This window comes from Streptomyces sp. NPDC028991, from assembly GCF_055564775.1.
This window is the reverse complement of record NZ_JBVHVP010000003.1, coordinates 346,212-362,317: the sequence shown is the minus strand read 5'-3', so window position 1 is coordinate 362,317 and position 16,106 is coordinate 346,212. Positions and strand designations below refer to the sequence as shown.

Genomic DNA, 16,106 nt, shown 5'->3' with positions numbered 1-16,106 from the left:
CGCTTGGCGGGGCTCGGTAGGGATCGGCGGGCTTGGTGGGGCGGTGGGGCTCGGTGGGGCGGTGGGGGCTTGGCGGAGCCGACGGGGTTCGATGGGGCTGGCGGGGCATGGTCGGGTTCGGCCGGGCTCTGCGGGGTTCGAAGGGCGCTCCTTGCCCGGTCGCCGTGAGGACCGGCTCGGCGAAGAGCCCGTACGGGTGGAGACGGGGGCGAGGACCAGGACCTCGCGGAGGGCGGTGGCGAGGCCGGTGAGGCGGGGGCGGTACTCGGGGTGCCCGCCCCGTCGGGACAGGCACCCGGCCGTCAGCCGTCCAGGCGGACCGGCATCAGCAGTGAGAACGTCGTCTCGTCGTCCGTCCGGCGGATCGCCAGGGGCGCCGTCGGGGCGCCGAACTCCAGGACCAGCCGGTCCCGGCCCCCGGCGGCGAGCGCGTCCAGCAGGAACCCGCGGTTGACGGCGACGTTGTCCGGATCGTCGTCACCGTCCTCGCAGACGGTCACCGTGCCGTCGTCGACGACCCGGAGCACGCTGAGGCCGTGCGCCGCGTCTTCCCCCTCGCGCATGTCGCTCGCGCGGACGGGGCCGGTCTCCAGCGCCTCACGGAAGGCGGACACGTCGATGAGGGCACGTCGCCCGGAGGGAAGGTGGACGAGCCGACGGTAGTCGGGGAAGTCGTACGCGAGGCACTGCCCGGCCGCCTGGCGGTCCCCGGCCTCCAGCGTCACCCGGTCACCGTCCACGGTCACGTCCACGGTGAAGCCGACGGGCTCGTCACCGCTCAGCAGCGGGCGCATCGCGTCGGCGAGCGGGGCGGGCACGATGACCTGCGCCCGCGCCCCGTCGTGTCCGGCGGCACTCGCGCGCGCGACGGCCATCCGGTACCGGTCGGTGGCCACGAGGTGGAGCGCGTCGCCCTCCACGTCGAACAGGACCCCGCCGAGCATCGGGAGTTCGGGATCGGCACCGGCCGCGAAACGGACCGCGTCCAGCGCGGCGGCCAACTCGGACGCGGGGACGGACAGGCGGACGGTGGCGGTGGCGGTGGCGGTGGACGGCGAAACAGCCATGGGCTTCTCCCTGCGATCGAGTGCTGCTCGGAGCGTGGAGAACTCGCCGCGGGCATCGGCCAGCCCCGCCTCGAGGCGGCGCAGGTGCGCCCGGAGAAGCCCGCGCACCAGGTCGGTGTCCGCACTGGACCAGCCGGCCAGCACCAGCCGGATATCCGCCAACGGCATGCCCGCCCGCCGCAGCCGGGCCAGCAGCCGAGCCTCGTCGAGCTGCTCGGCGGCATACCAGCGGTAGCCGCTCACCGGGTCCACCCAGGCGGGGACCAGCACACCGGCACGGTCGTAGAACCGAAGGGCGCTCACGCCCAGTCCGCTGTCGCGGGCCATCTCCCCAATGCTGCGCATCTCACTCTCCACGTCCGCAACCCTGAGCCCTTGACCAGGTCGAGGGTCAATCCCGGCCGCGGTCGCCCCCTGTCGGCGTTCGCGCGCCACCGCCGAACCTCCGTCGCCGTACACATCCAAGCAGGACGACGGGAGGGGGCTGCTGCACGCCTGTCTCCTGCCGCGGCACCCCGCCCGTGCGGCATCAGAAGAACCGGATCTTGACTGTGTGAGTGCCCGAACCGCGGCGGAGGTCTCAGCGCCGTGCTCTGTCCTTTCCCTCACGGGTGACCACTGCGTGAACCGCCTCGGTCACCTCGGCGGCGGTGCGGCCGCGGCAGTCGACACGGTGCACGGACACCTCGGGCCGGGCTCGCGACAGCCAGGCCAGAGCGGTGTCGTAGTGCTGCCGGGCCAGCGACAACAGGTCCGCCGTCTCGTGCAACTCGCCCCCGCTCTTCCGGTCCCTGGTCCGTTCCAGGGCGTCCTCGACGGGCAGGTCGAGCAACACCACGGCGTTGGGCAGCGTCACGCCGAACGAGCGGCTCAAATGGTCGAGTACGTCCTGCGGCGGCCTCGTCGCCCGGTACAGGAGGTCGGTGCCCAGCGGCCATGGGTCGGCGCCGGCCGTACGGGCGACGAGCCAGTCGCGTACAGCGCGGGCGCCCCGGGGCTCCTGCCCGCGCCACCAAGCTTCGACGTCCGCGCCGGGATCGTCCTCCCGTTCCGCGCAGGCGAACATCGGCAGATACGCGAGCGGATCGATCAGCGGATGCCGGTCGGAGACCAGGGGCCGGCCGTTCCGTGACGCCTGCCGCTCCGTCGGGCCGTACAGACAGAGCTGCAGGTACAGCACGGCCGGCTTCAGCTGTACCCGGCCCAGGGCGTCCGCCGCGGCCGACGCCCCCGGCCAGCGCGGCGTACGGACTGTGCGGGTCGTCATGGGCCCGGATGGCGTGCACGACCGCGATGTCACTCCGCTCACGTCGGGCGAGGGGCGTCTGGTGGCCTACGTCGTGCCCGCGGGCGACCGGTCGGATGCCGGTGACAGCGCGCTCGGCCGGACGGTGCGCGATCACGTCGCGCAGGCTCTGCCGCAGTACATGGTGCCGTCGGCGGTCGTGGTCCTTGACGCGCTTCCGCTGACGGTCAACGGCAAGCTGGACCGCGCGGCGCTGCCGGAGCCGGATGTCGCGGCGTCTGCGGGGGCCGGCCGGGAACCGGCCACGGAACAGGAGCGGATCCTCTGCGAGGCGTTCGCACGGGTGCTGGGCCTGCCGACGGTCGGTGTGGACGACGACTTCTTCGCCCTCGGCGGTCATTCGCTGCTGGCCACGCGCCTGGTCAGCCGAGTGCGTACGGTGCTGGGCGAGGAGCTGCCGATCCGTACGGTCTTCACCTCGCCCACGCCGGCCGCACTCGCGGGCTGGCTCGCCGACCAGGGCGACCAGAGCGACCAGCGGCCGAAGGGCAGGCCCGTGCTGCGGCGTATGCGCGGGCAGGACGCGCGTGAGCCGTCGTACGGCCGCTCGGTGACGCCCGGGCCTCTGCCGATGAGCAGAGGCCCGGCCCGTCCGGCGGCGCAGTCCGAGTGACTCTGCGCGCGGCTCCGAGTGGTACGCACGGGGACAGCCCGGCCCTTCCTGGGCCGGGCTGTCCTTCCACGCTGTCTCTGTCGGGCCCGGCGTCACTCGGTGCGCAGGGCCGTGGCCGTGCGGGTCCTGGCCGCCCATCCGGCCGGGATCATCGCACCCAGCATCGCCAGCACGACGCCGCCCAGCCCCAGCAGGAGCAGTTCGACCGGCCCGTACACATCGAGGACCGGGGACGGCATACCGGTGCCCACGGCGCGCCCCATCACGGGCATGACGACGCCGTGCAGCAGGTACCCCGCCGGCACGCCCAGCAGCCCGCCGACCACGCCGATCGCGGACACCGAGGCGAGCACGAGGCTCACCGTCTGCCGCGGCGACATGCCGATCGCCTTGCAGACGCCCAGGTCGTGGACGCGTTCGCGGGTGTCCAGGACGACGGAGTTGAGCACGCCGAGACCGGCCACGGCGATGAGCATGAGGGTGAGCAGCACCGCCATCGCGTCCATGATGAGGATGACGCCGCTCTGCTCCGATTCCCCGACGGTCGTGGCGTCACCGCCCATCGGCTGTACCACCGCCGCGAGCTTCCGGGCGAACTCGTCAGCCGACACACCGGACTTCACGTCGACGAGGAACGTGTCGGGCTGGGCCGACGGGAAGTTGGCCAAGTCCGCGTGGACCTCCAGCTCATTGCCGGAGGTGTCGAAGGACTCACCCACGATCCGCAGGTCGGCGCTCTCCTTCTCGAAGGTCATCCGCACCGTGTCCCCGACCTTGGTGCTGGTCCGTTCCATGAAGCGCGTGGGCACGACGACCTGGCCCGTCCCGGTGATCCAGTGTCCCGAGAGCATCTCGTAGCTGCCGGAGCGCGAGTCGCCTTCGTAGAGGCTGGCCTCCACCGCGCCGGAGACCCCGGCCACGGCGACTTCGGTCTGGAGCTTGCCGTAGTACGACTCCAGCCCCGCCTCGGACTTGACGGCGGCCCGCACCTTCGCCGGGTCGGCCACCTTGGGCTTGGACGTGCCGGCCGGGCTGGGGGCGACGGGAGACGGGCTTGCCGGGGCGCCACCCCCCGCGGGAGGCGGTGGGGGCGGGGGAGCGATGTTGTTCAGCTTGACCGTCGTGACCGTGACTGCGGCACGGCTCTCGGGATCCTGCGACTTGCCGACCTCGTTGAGGGACGCGGTCAGTCCCACCGCGAAGGTCGCCGCGACCGTGCCGAACGCCACCGCGAGCAGCATCGCGAGGGCGCGTACCGGGTGCGTGAAGGGAGTGGCGAGCCCATACGTCACCGGCCGGGGCAGCGGCAGCCGTCCCATGGCCCGATGCGCCCACTGACCGCGCCCCGGGCGCGGCGCCCGGCCGACCGCGATGGCCTCGACCGTGTTCAGCCGTCCGGCGCGCCGTGCGGGAATCAGCGCCGCGAGCCCCACCAGGAGCAGTGCGGCGGCCGGCACCGCGACATCCACCCACCAGGCCACCGACAGCGAGACGTTGCCGTACACCGACTCCGTGTCCGCCAGCAGCGGCACCGCCAACAGGTTGCCCAGCACGACACCCAGGGCGATGCCGACCGTGGCAGGGATCAGCGCTTGGGTCACATACGCGCGGATGACCTCGCGGGGAGTGAAACCGATGGCCTTGAGGATGCCGATCCTGCGCAGACTGGTGCCGACCGCACCGCTGATCACACTGCTGACGATGATCACCGACATGGCGATGCCGAGCACGCCGAAGGCCATCACGAACGGGACGGTCGCCGCCGCGCCCTGATCTGCGGCGCGCTTGGTGTCCAGCCACGACTGCGTACCCAGCAGCGCCCCGGAGCCCACGGAGGAGGCGAGCTTTGCCCGGTCGGCGAGGATCTGCTGCTTCGTGCTCGCGGAGTCGAAGCGGTAGAGCATCTGCGTCGTGAGGGGGTTGCCCAGCGCCGCCAGGGCGTCGACCTGCGCTGAGGTCGCCCATGCGTCGGCGGACTTGCCGACCGACACGGCGAACCCGACGACCGACAGGGGCGGGGTGTTCGGGGTGTCCGACGCCCTGAGGGTCGAGCCGATGTCGACGGAGGGGCCTTGGAAGGACGCGTCGATCACGATCTCGCCGGGCTTCTGCGCCCACCGGCCGGACTTCAGTTCCACGCGGTCGACATCGGCGTCCCCGCCGGACCGCCCGACCACGGTCAGCGTCGGCATCCGGAAGCCCGACTGGTCCACCGGGCGGAACGCCGTGGACGCGTAGGGCCCCGCGCTCGCCGTGACGCCGGCCAGCTTCTTGGTGCGCTCCAACTGCGCCGCACTCGTCCTGGCCGGATCGAACTGCGCGGTGATGTGCGCGCCCTGCTGCTTCTTGAAGGCGTCGTCGAAGGGAGCGGCCGCGGCGACCATCAGGGCCCCGGCCACCACGGCCGAGGCCACGGCCATCATCGTGGCCACGGCGATCACCAGAGTCTGGACCCGCCGCCGGCCGACCCCGGAGCGTACGACTCGGCCCAGCGCTCCACTACCGAAGAGGCTCATCGGACGGCCTGCGCATACGTGTCGAGGGCGAGGTGACCGTCCACCAGGTGGATCGTGCGGCTCGCACACGCCTCCGCCAGCGCCAGGTCATGCGTCACCAGCACGATGGTCTGGCCACCGCGGTGAAGATCGTTCAGCAGCTTGCGGACTTCCGCGCCCGAGGCGGAGTCCAGCGCACCCGTGGGCTCGTCGGCCAGCAACAACTCGGGACGGTTGACCAACGCCCGGGCGACGCCGACCCGTTGGCGCTCGCCTCCGGACAGCCGGCCCGGGTAGGCGCGTGCGTGCTTCTGGATGCCCAGCATCTCCATGAGCTCACCCGCGCGGGCCGCGGCCGCGCGCCGATTCGTCCCGGTCAGCTGGGCCGGGAGCTGGATGTTGTCGATGACGGTGAGGTCGTCCAGGAGATTGAAGAACTGGAAGGCGATGCCGATGTGCTCGCGACGGAACTTGGCGAGGGCGTGCTCGCTCAACTGGTCGATCCGCCGCCCCGCGACGAGCACGGAGCCCTCGGTCGGCTTGTCCAGGCCGGCGATGAGGTTCAGCAGCGTGGACTTGCCGCTGCCGGAAGGGCCCGTCACGGCAAGGGCCTCGCCCCTGGCGACGCTGAGCGTGAGCGGTCCGAGCGCCGGCGCACCGGCGGCGTCGTAGCGCTTCGCCACACCTTCCAGCTCGATCACTTGATCCATGCGGGTTGTCCGTCCTTACGCTCGCGAGAGACACATGCCGTTGCCGACCCTGTGAACTTAGAAGCTGTCGTCCGCGCGGCGCGTCGGCCGCGGAACCAACCTCGGACCCTCCCAGCGGATGATTCGGCCGGGGAGTCCTACCTGAGGAGTAGGCCTCGGAGACAATGCCCTGATCAGACAGGTGGACGCGGACCGGGCAGCGAGCGGCTCACAATGCACGGATGGACACGCAAGACCGGCGCCGCCGGCTTCACCAGCTCATCGACGCGCTGCGTCCCGAGGCGAAGTCCGCCCCGCAGTCGAAGCGGGCGGTGCGCGTGGACGTGGTGGTGGCGGTCGTGCTGACCGCCGTCGCCCTGTACGTGGCGGTGCGGTACCCCGGTAACGGGCCGGTGGATGTGAACCCTCCCAGGATCGACGTCGGAACCGGCGTGCCGGCGCCGCCCTTGCCCGGCCCCGATCAGGCGCCCGTGGAGGAAGACGCTCCGCCCGTCCCCTGGACCATGGTCATTCTGTCGACACTGCCGCTCGGACTGAGGCGCCGGTTCCCGCTGGCCACGTTCGTGACGGTGCTGGGCACGGCGCTGGCCATCGGCGGCTCCGCCTCCTGGATCACCGTCCTGGCCTGTGTCGTCGGCGCCTACAGCGCGGTCGTGTACAGCCGTTACCGGATACTGGCGATCGCCGTCCTGGTGATGGCCGCCGCGCTCTCCGGTTACGCGTTCCGCAACGCCGATCCCCTGCTCCCGGGCTGGTCCAGCCCGGGATTCGTGCTGCTGGTGGCCGGGATGCTGGCCAGCCTCGTCCGGTTCCTGCAACTGCGGCTGGCGTCCAGCCGGGACCGGGTCACCGAGCTGCAGCAGGCGCAGGAGGAGGCCACGCGCCGGGCCGTCGCGGAGGAGCGTGCGCGCATTGCCGCCGAACTGCACGACGTCGTGACCCACAATGTCAGCGTGATGGTGATCCAGGCGGGTGCGGCCCGCAAAGTGATGGACGTAGTGCCCGAGCAGTCCAAGGAGGCGTTGTTGGCCGTCGAGGCGGGCGGCAGGGCGGCCATGGCCGAACTGCGGCACGTGATGGGCCTGTTGGCGGCTCCGGATCACGAGAGACCCGACGGACTGGAGCCGCAGCCGGGGCTGGCGCAGCTCGACGCGCTGGTCGCCCGGGTACGGGCCACCGGGACGCCCGTGAGCGTCGGGGTGTCGCTGCCGTCGGAACCGCTGCCGTCGGGGGTGGACCTCGCGGCGTACCGGGTCGTGCAGGAGGCACTGACCAACACGATCAAGCACGCACGCGGCGCGGAGGCGTCCGTCGCCATCGGATACACCGACGACTGCCTGGACATCGAGATCACAGACACAGGAGGCGTGAAGGACGCCCCGCCAGTGGAGAGCAACGGTCGCGGCCACCTGGGGCTGCGGGAGCGACTGGCCGTGTACGACGGGGAACTGCCGGCCGGTCCGACGCCGAACGGCGGCTACCGGGTCACCGCCCGCATCCCGCGGAGCGCGGCATGACCGGGGACCGGCCGCCGCTGCGCGCCGTCATCGCCGACGACCAGGCCCTCGTGCGCACCGGTTTCAGATGATTCTGGCTGCGGACGGCATCGAGGTGGCGGCCGAGGCGGCTGACGGGGCCGAGGCCGTCGCAGCGGTGCGCCGCACGCGGCCCGACGTCGTCCTCATGGACATCCGGATGCCGGTGATGGACGGCATCGAGGCCACCCGGCGCATCCTCGGCGGTGACGGGCCGTCGGAGACCCGGGTCATCATCCTCACCACGTACGACCTCGACCAGTACGTCTAAGCCGCGCTAACGGCCGGCGCCAGCGGCTTCCTGCTCAAGGACGTCACCCCTGAACGCCTGGTGTCCGCCTTGCGTATGGTGCAGTCCGGCGACGCTCTCCTCGCGCCCACGATCACCCGTCGGCTGATCGAGCGCTTCGCCGTGCCCGACGACGACGAATCCCAGACCGTCGCGCGGCACCGCGACCTCTCCGGCCTGACCCCGCGCGAACTGGAGGTGCTCCGCCTGCTCGCCACCGGCCTCAGCAACGCCGAATTGGCCTCCCGGCTCTTCCTGAGCCCGACCACGGTCAAGAGCCACGTCGGCCGCATCCTGTCCAAGCTGGATCTGCGCGATCGCGTCCAGGCCGTCGTCTTCGCCTATGAGACGGGTCTGATCGCCCCGGGCGGGGGCGCCTAGAAGACTGCGGGAAGTCTTGGTGGGGCCGGCCGGCCGCGGGCGTCTGTCCAGTAAATGGCATCGGCCGGGGCGCGCCGACGTCCGGGCAGGCGGCGGCGGATGCCGAGTCGTTCCAACACCGTCGTGAGGGCGCGTTGTTCCCACTCGGTGATCTCGGTGATCGCGATCCCCGCGACGTGCTGGAGAAGCTGTGGCGCGACCCGTCCCTGCGCCACAAGGAGGAGGGACGAAACCTGCTGCGGCTGCTGCACCAGAACGCCGTCGGTGTGCAGCAGCGGTCCGACCTCACCGCGGCGGTCCCACCGCACTGCGCTGCCCTGGTGGCGAGCCTGGCCCGTCGGTACGCGGAAACTTGGATGCAGTTCGCCCAGAACCTCGACGAACAGACGCAGTCGTCAAGCCGACGGACCGTGGGCGAGTAACGGGACGACAAGCAGGTCCGTCTCAGACCCTGGATGTGTGCCGAGAAGGGCGCCTGCCGGGCATCTTCCCTGGCCAGGCGCCCGTTGCCGGCGTCTAGAAGAAGCCCAGCTTCTTCGGCGAGTACGACACCAGGAGGTTCTTCGTCTGCTGGTAGTGCTCCAGCATCATCTTGTGGTTCTCACGGCCGATCCCCGACTGCTTGTAGCCGCCGAAGGCGGCGTGCGCCGGGTAGGCGTGATAGCAGTTCGTCCAGACACGGCCCGCCTGGATCGCGCGGCCCGCGCGGTAGGCGGTGTTCATGTCGCGGGTCCACACCCCGGCGCCGAGACCGTACAGGGTGTCGTTGGCGGTCTTGATCGCGTCGTCGAAGTCGTTGAAGGGCGTGACCGAGACGACCGGGCCGAAGATCTCCTCCTGGAAGATCCGCATGCGGTTGTGACCTTCGAAGATCGTCGGCTGGACGTAGTAGCCGCCCTTCAGCTCACCGTCGTGTTCGATGCGTTCACCGCCGGTGAGTATCTTGGCACCCTCCTGCCGCCCGATGTCCAGGTAGGACAGGATCTTCTCCAGCTGGTCGTTGGACGCCTGCGCGCCGATCATCGTGTCGGTGTCCAGAGGGTGGCCCGGCTTGATCAGCTCGGTGCGGGCGACGGCGGCCTCCATGAACTCGGCGTAGGAGCCGCGCTGGACCAGCGCCCGGGAGGGGCAGGTGCACACCTCACCCTGGTTGAGCGCGAACATCGTGAAGCCTTCGAGCGCCTTGTCGCGGAAGTCGTCGTCCCGGGACCAGACGTCGTCGAAGAAGATGTTCGGTGACTTGCCGCCCAGCTCCAGCGTGACCGGCTTGATGTTCTCCGAGGCGTACTGCATGATCAGCCGCCCGGTGGTGGTCTCTCCCGTGAACGCCACCTTCGCCACCCGCGGGCTGGACGCGAGCGGCTTTCCCGCCTCCGCGCCGAAGCCGTTGACGACGTTCAGGACGCCGGGCGGCAGCAGGTCGGCGACCAGGCTGAGCCAGTAGTGGATCGACGCAGGCGTCTGCTCGGCGGGCTTGAGGACGACCGCGTTGCCCGCGGCGAGGGCGGGGGCCAGCTTCCACGTCGCCATCAGGATCGGGAAGTTCCACGGGATGATCTGCGCGACGACTCCCAGCGGCTCGTGGAAGTGGTATGCCACGGTGTCGTCGTCGACCTCGCCCAGCGAGCCCTCCTGGGCGCGGATCGCGCCCGCGAAGTAGCGGAAGTGGTCGATGGCGAGCGGGATGTCGGCCGCCAGCGTCTCGCGCACCGGCTTTCCGTTCTCCCAGCTCTCGGCGACCGCCAGCCGCTCCACGTTCGCCTCCATGCGAGCGGCGATCTTCAGCAGGATGTCGGAACGCTCGGTCACCGATGTGCGGCCCCAGCCCGGGGCGGCCTCGTGCGCGGCGTCGAGCGCCCGCTCCACGTCCTCCGCCGTACCGCGCGCGACCTCCGTGAACGGCTGACCGTTCACCGGTGACGGGTTCTCGAAGTACTGCCCGCGCAACGGCGGTACGTACTCGCCGCCGATGAAGTGGTCGTAGCGCGACTGGTAGGAGACGATCGCGCCCTCGGTGCCGGGCGCCGCGTAACGGGTCATCCTGTCTGCCTCCCTCTTCGAGTGCTGCCCGCCCTTGGACAGCTCTGCGCGTGACGCTATGGAGCGGGACGTTGCAGAGACGTTGCGCGCGGGTGGCCGAAGCCCGGTCTCCGGCCGTCACTCACGGGCGTGCGGTCACACGCGTTCGGCGCCGCCAGTTCGGCCTCCAGCGCGGCGAGCCGGGACCGGGCCGCCGCCGTGGGCCGGATCGCGGTCAGAGCACGCCACACGTCCAGATCGTCCTCGCCCCATGGCGAGTGCGCCCAGTCGGCCAGCAGGTCGGGATCGCGACGGGAGATCAGCGCGGCACGCACACCGTCGGCCAGCCGGCGCCTGAGCCGCACCACCGCCGGAGCCTGGGAGCCGGGCAGCAGCGGACCGGCGTACGCCGTCGCGGCCGCCGTGACCGAACCGGACCGCAGACGACGCTCGACCACGGTGGCGTCGGACTCGACGGGCATCGCGAGCCGGTAGGGCCGGGACACCAGCCGGCCGTGCCCCAGAATTCCGCGCAACCGGGCCAGTTCGGCACGCAGGGTCACCGGGGGCACCCTCTCGTCCTCGTACAGCGCGCACAGCAGCTCGTCCCCGGTCAGTCCTTCCGGATGGTGGGCAAGCAGCACGACGATCTCGCTGTGCCGCCGGCTCAGCCGGGCTCTGCGGCCGTCCACGCTCAGCAGCGCCTCGTCACGGCCCAACGCGGTCAGCTCGGCCGACTCGGCCGGCGGCTGCCCCGGGCTGAGCAGCGCGAGCTGCGACTCGGCCGCACGCGCGACCGCCTGGACGAATCCCAGACTGTGCGGATGCGCCAGCCCGTCCCCGCCGGTGATGTCCACGGCGCCGAGCACCCGCCCGGTGCGGGGGTCGTGCACCGGAGCCGCCGCACAGGTCCACGGCTGGACCCGCCGTATGAAGTGCTCGGCCGCGAAGACCTGGACAGGCCGGCCGACGGCCACCGCCGTGCCCGGCGCGTTCGTCCCGACCGCGGACTCCGCCCACCTGGCACCCGGCACGAAGTTCATCCGTCCAGCCCGGCGCCGGGTGGCCGGATGCCCCTCCACCCACAGCAGCCTGCCGTGCGCGTCGCACACGGCGAGCAGATGCTCGCCGTCGGCGGCGAAGGTGCCCAGGAGTTCCCGGACCACCGGCATCACCCTCGCCAGTGGATGCTCGGCCCGGTAGGCGCCGAGGTCACCGTCCATGAGCTCCACACTCGCCGTGCCGTCCGGGCCGACGCCCGCCCGGACCGACCGCCGCCACGACTCCGCCACCACGGCGCGTACGGGCCGCTGCACCGTCCCCGCCTCGGTGAACGTCTCGTGTGCCCGGCGCAGCGTCCGCGCACGCTCGACGGGGTCGGCCCCCGGTTCCAGAGCCAGCCATGAATCAGTCAACTCGGCCTCCCCGGACGGTGATGGACGTTCATGCTGATGAAGAAGCGATGGGGGACATCGTCACTCCGCGGATACGCGCGGACAACCACTTCGACCAGCCGGAGCACCGGGATCTGGTGGCCCGTCCCGAGTCAGGCGAAGTTGACCAGTCTGATGTAGCGGGTCCAGTCCCACAGAGGTCCCGGATCCGTGTGATCACTCCCTGGTACCTCGTGGTGCGCGATGATGTGCGTGCGGTCCTTGGGGATGCCGTATCTGGTGCAGATCGCCGCGGTGAGCCGAGCCGACTGTTCGTACAGGGCGTGTGTGAAGTACTCGGGCCGGTCCACCCACCCCTCGTGTTCGATGCCGATGCTGCGGGTGTTGTAGTCCCAGTTCCCCGCGTGCCAGGCGATGTCCGCCTCTCGGACACACTGCGCCACGTGACCGTCGGACGACCGGACGACGTAGTGTGCGGACACCTGCTTCTCGGGATTGCGGAAGATGGAGAGGGTGTCGGCGTACGTCTCCTGCGTCACGTGGACGACCACGTAGTCGACGGGATAGGCCGTGGGACGGCTCGAACGGGTGTAGTTGGACGTGCTCGCCGGCTGCCACTCGGCGGAGGGGTGGTCGACGGCCCGGGGCCGCGCGGCGGCCCCCGTGCCGGAGAGCAGGGCGTACGGGACGGTGGCGAGCGCGGCGCCCATCAGGAGCCGCCGCCTGGTCGGAACCGGTGCTGTCCTCTCCCTTTCCATGGAACTGCCCTTTCGTCGATGGGGCCCTCGGGCCCCTGGGTGTGGGGGATCAGCCGTGCGACGTGCGTGGCTGAGAAGGGAACGCTGACGGAGCTGACGCGGACGTCTGCGCCGTCTGGCCAGGTGCGTCCGCGCGAATCACCGTACGGCCAGGGAGGGTTGCGCAGTAGGGCGCCGCGCCGTTCCGTGGACGGCCCCGCCCTTGTGGACAACGCGCTCACTCGAACGAGTGACGAGAGAGGGGAATGGGGGCACCGGACCGCTTCGCGCGACGGAGTGGTGCCGCCATGGTCACGCTGTTGATGGCTGTGGCTGTGGCTGTGGCTGTGGCTGTGGCTGTGGCTGTGGCTGTCGGTGCCGGCACCGGTGCGCCGTTGTCCGCGCAGCGTCCGGCACCGGATCGGTTTCAGGCGCGTTCCGCCACCACTGCCGGGTCGTCCAGCACGGCCCGCACCACCGAGTGAGCGGCGCCGAGCAGTGGCCCCTGCGGGCCCAGCTCCGACACCGTGACCGGGCAGACCGGACCAGCCGTGCGCCGGGCCAGTTCGTCCCGCAGCGACGGCAGCAGCCAGGGCGCGAGTCCGGCGAGTGCGCCGCCCAGCACGACACTCTCGGGGTCGAGCAGGTTGACGGCTCCGGTCAGCGCGATACCGAGTGCGGTGCCCGCTTCGCGCAGGGCGCGCCGCACGGCCTCGTCGCCCTCCGCGGCACGCCCCGCGAGCAGTCCGACGCGATCCTCGCCCGGCTCCACACCGGCCGCGCGCAGTACCGCCTTCTCGCCGGCGTACTGCTCCAGGCATCCTCGCCCGCCACAGGCGCACTCCGGCCCGTCCGGACGGACCGGCACATGGCCCAGCTCGCCGGCGAATCCGCGGGTACCGCGCAGCAGCCGCCCGTCGACGACCACGGCCGCGCCGATGCCGATCTCGGCCGAAACGTGCAGGAAATCGCGTGGGGTGCCGTCGCCCAGCCAGAGCTCGGCGAGCGCGCCGAAGTTGGCTTCGTTGTCCACGGTCAGCGGCAGGTCCCCCGGCAGCAGCGCGCCGAGGTCAGCGTCGTGCCAGTCCAGATTCGGAGCGCGCACGACGGTGCCGGCGTCCCGGGCGACGAGACCCGGCACGGCCACCGCGAGCCCGGCCGGCCACAGTCCCTCGGTTTCCGCGTCCGAAACGACCTGGCGCACCAGGTCGGTGAGCTGCTCGAGTACCGGCTCCGGCGAGCGGCCCCTGTTGCTGCCGTACCGTACGACACGCGACCGCACCCGGCCGCGCAGGTCGACCGCGCAGACCGCGAGGTGGTCGACGCCTACCTCCGCTCCGATGCCGGCCGGGCCCTGCGGGCTGACGGCCAGCGCCGACCCGGGTCGTCCCACCCGGCCGGGACGCTCGGGACCCAACTCCTCCAGCAGGCCCGAGCGGATGAGCTCGTCCACGAGGGTCGACACCGCCGCACGTGTCAGGCCGATCCGTGAGGCGACGGCGGCCCGGGACAACGGACCCTCGGCACTGACGGTGTGCATCACCCTGGCGAGGTTGCGGCGGCGCATCCCCTGCTGGGTGTCCGGCAGCGCACGCCCGGGGCGGGCCGGGTCTGTTCCGTTCGGCGGTGCGGTCATGCCTCCGTCAGTCCTCGGTCGGTCGTCGGTCGGTCGTCGGTCGGTTGTCGGTCGGTCGTCGGTTGGTCTTCGGTCCGTCTTCGGTCCGTCTTCGGTCGGTCGTCGGTCGATCCCGTCCCTCGCCCACGTGGCCGACGGGGGTGCCCGCAAGCGCTCCCGGAGGCGGCGCCGGGGCGCCCGTGGGCGACGGCCCTCGGAGGCCCGCCTCGGAACACCCTTCGGCGGTGGCCGTCGAGTCGTGTCCCACGGACAGGCACTCCTTCCGTCGGCGAGCGTCGGTCACGGACTGACGGGGGACGCCTTCCTGCGGCGAGCGCCGTCGCGGTCCATGGGCAGGCCCTCCGACAGTGTGTCGTTCGAGATCCACGCCGGCGCGCCACCGACTTCGGCCCCGTGCCGGCGGCGTACCGCAGGAACGGCCCGTGACGGTGCCCGTCGGTGGCGCCGCCGCGTGAACGTGTCCTCAGCGCGAGTCAGTGTTCCCGCTCCAGCAGCGGTGCCGCGTCGGAGAGTACCCCGGTGATCCGGGCCAGCGCCGTCTCGTCCCGTTCCACCGTGTCCAGCACCGGTCCGGCGGCCGTGTTCCAGCGCCGGGCGACCGCTGCCGCGTCCTCGCCGGTCAGCAGGCCGGCGGCCTGCGCCGCGGCGCCGAGTGCGACCAGTTCCCTGGCATCGGGAATCTGGACGGGACGCCCCGACAACCGCCGTACGGTCTGCTGCCAGGCGCTCCCGCGAGCCCCGCCGCCGATCAGCAGCAGCGGCGCCGAGGGGTCCGCGTCGGTGTCCAGAACCAGGTCCAGCGCACCGAGCAGCGAGTGCACGGCACCGTCGTACGCGGCCTGGAGCAGCTGACCGGCGGTCGTGTCGTGGCGCAGCCCGTGCAGGAGACCCGAGGAGTGGGGCAGGTTCGGTGTGCGCTCGCCGTCCAGGTAGGGCAGGAGCGTGACGTCGGTGCCGGGTTCGACGGCCTCCCGGTCGAGGCCCAGCAGGGTCGCGATCCGGTCGACGGCGAGGGTGCAGTTGAGGGTGCAGGCGAGCGGCAGCCAGTCGCCGCGCGCGTCGGCGAAGCCCGCCACCGTGCCGGTCGGGTCGGCGGGCCGTCGGCGCGACACGGCGTACACGGTGCCGGACGTGCCGAGGCTCATCACGGGTACACCGGGGCGCAGTCCGAGGCCCAGTGCGGCGGCCGCGTTGTCGCCGGTGCCGGCGGCGACCAGGGTGCCCCTGGAGAACGGCAGGTCGTGGCCGTCGCGCACGGTGCCGGCCACCTCGCCGGGCCGGACCACCCGGGGCAGCAACGCCGGATCGAGCCCCACGCGCGCGAGGGTGTCCTCGTCGTACGCCTCCGTGCCGGACGTCCACCAGCCGGTGCCGGACGCGTCGCCGCGGTCGGTGGTCCCTTCACCGGTGAGGCGCTCGGTGAGGTAGTCGTGGGGGAGTCGTACGGCCTTCGCCGCGCGGGCCGCCTCCGGCTCGTGCTCGGCCAGCCAGGCCCACTTGGTGACCGTGAAGGAGGCACTGGGCACGCTGCCGGTGCGTTCCGCCCAGGCCTTGGGGCCGCCCAGTTCATCGATCAGGCGGCGGGCCTGCGGGGCCGAGCGCACGTCGTTCCACAGCAGGGCCGGGCGCACCGGGTGGCCCTGGGCGTCCAGGGTGACGAGACCGTGCTGCTGCCCGCCGACGGACACCGCGGCGGCCTCCCGCGCGGCGTCACCGCACTGGTGAAGGGCCTCGCGCAGCGCGTCCCACCACTGGCGTGGATCGCTCTCGCGGCCGGCCCCGGAGGACACGGTGTGGGGGGCCTGGCCACTCGCGACGACCTGGCCGGTGGCCGCGTCGACGACCAGCGCCTTCGTGGACTGGGTGGACGTGTCCACGCCGACGACGAGCGGACCCTCGGCTGCTGACATCGGGCTCTCCCTCT

11 protein-coding genes and 2 pseudogenes are annotated in these 16,106 nt (G+C 71.9%); 4 read left to right on the top strand and 9 right to left on the bottom strand.

The genetic code is table 11. The features are described 5' to 3' along the window. Positions 1-302: 302 nt before the first annotated feature. The gene (locus tag ACZ4V1_RS09235; protein ID WP_468331776.1) at positions 303-1,412 is read right to left on the bottom strand and encodes a DNA polymerase III subunit beta family protein; all 1,110 of its coding nucleotides are present in this window, start codon (positions 1,410-1,412) and stop codon (positions 303-305) included. 235 nt (positions 1,413-1,647) lie between these two features. Continuing rightward, complete coding sequence (locus tag ACZ4V1_RS09230; protein ID WP_468331773.1) at positions 1,648-2,334, bottom strand: hypothetical protein; 687 nt, start codon at positions 2,332-2,334, stop codon at positions 1,648-1,650. Between the two features lie 49 nt (positions 2,335-2,383). Here ACZ4V1_RS09230 and ACZ4V1_RS09225 point away from each other — a divergent pair. After that, a pseudogene (locus tag ACZ4V1_RS09225) lies at positions 2,384-2,827 on the top strand (phosphopantetheine-binding protein); the annotation flags it as partial. A 251-nt stretch (positions 2,828-3,078) separates the two neighbouring features. Here the strand turns inward: ACZ4V1_RS09225 and ACZ4V1_RS09220 are convergent. Beyond that, a complete protein-coding gene (locus tag ACZ4V1_RS09220; protein ID WP_468331770.1) occupies positions 3,079-5,502 on the bottom strand; it encodes an ABC transporter permease in 2,424 nt (807 codons plus the stop codon). After that, positions 5,499-6,191, bottom strand: a complete 693-nt coding sequence (locus ACZ4V1_RS09215; RefSeq protein ID WP_468331767.1) for an ABC transporter ATP-binding protein — start codon at positions 6,189-6,191, stop codon at positions 5,499-5,501. The genes ACZ4V1_RS09220 and ACZ4V1_RS09215 overlap by 4 nt, the downstream gene beginning before the upstream one ends. Positions 6,192-6,412: 221 nt before the next feature. On the opposite strand from ACZ4V1_RS09215, the gene ACZ4V1_RS09210 reads away from it, so the two are divergent. From ACZ4V1_RS09210 to ACZ4V1_RS09200, 3 genes and pseudogenes are all read left to right on the top strand, one after another. Then, positions 6,413-7,708 carry a sensor histidine kinase gene (locus ACZ4V1_RS09210; RefSeq protein ID WP_468331764.1) on the top strand — a complete coding sequence of 432 codons (1,296 nt, stop codon included), beginning with the start codon at positions 6,413-6,415 and terminating at the stop codon, positions 7,706-7,708. After that, positions 7,705-8,396: pseudogene (locus tag ACZ4V1_RS09205) on the top strand (response regulator). Before ACZ4V1_RS09210 ends, ACZ4V1_RS09205 begins: the two are co-directional and overlap by 4 nt. 176 nt (positions 8,397-8,572) lie before the next feature. Beyond that, positions 8,573-8,818, top strand: coding sequence for a hypothetical protein (locus ACZ4V1_RS09200; RefSeq protein ID WP_468331761.1), 246 nt, complete (start codon positions 8,573-8,575; stop codon positions 8,816-8,818). A gap of 94 nt (positions 8,819-8,912) precedes the next feature. On the opposite strand, the gene exaC is transcribed toward ACZ4V1_RS09200, so the two are convergent. The 5 genes from exaC to xylB all read right to left on the bottom strand — a co-directional run bounded on the left by exaC (position 8,913) and on the right by xylB (position 16,092). Continuing rightward, positions 8,913-10,436, bottom strand: a complete 1,524-nt coding sequence (gene exaC, locus ACZ4V1_RS09195; protein ID WP_468331758.1) for an acetaldehyde dehydrogenase ExaC — start codon at positions 10,434-10,436, stop codon at positions 8,913-8,915. 56 nt (positions 10,437-10,492) lie between these two features. Continuing rightward, positions 10,493-11,830 (bottom strand): GAF domain-containing protein, encoded by a 1,338-nt coding sequence (locus ACZ4V1_RS09190; protein WP_468331755.1) that lies wholly within the window; start codon positions 11,828-11,830, stop codon positions 10,493-10,495. A gap of 131 nt (positions 11,831-11,961) precedes the next feature. Then, complete coding sequence (locus tag ACZ4V1_RS09185) at positions 11,962-12,567, bottom strand: N-acetylmuramoyl-L-alanine amidase (protein WP_468331752.1); 606 nt, start codon at positions 12,565-12,567, stop codon at positions 11,962-11,964. 406 nt (positions 12,568-12,973) lie between these two features. Next, positions 12,974-14,182, bottom strand: a complete 1,209-nt coding sequence (locus tag ACZ4V1_RS09180) for an ROK family protein (protein WP_468331749.1) — start codon at positions 14,180-14,182, stop codon at positions 12,974-12,976. 473 nt (positions 14,183-14,655) lie between these two features. Next, positions 14,656-16,092 carry a xylulokinase gene (gene xylB / locus ACZ4V1_RS09175; protein ID WP_468331746.1) on the bottom strand — a complete coding sequence of 479 codons (1,437 nt, stop codon included), beginning with the start codon at positions 16,090-16,092 and terminating at the stop codon, positions 14,656-14,658. Positions 16,093-16,106: the final 14 nt, after the last annotated feature.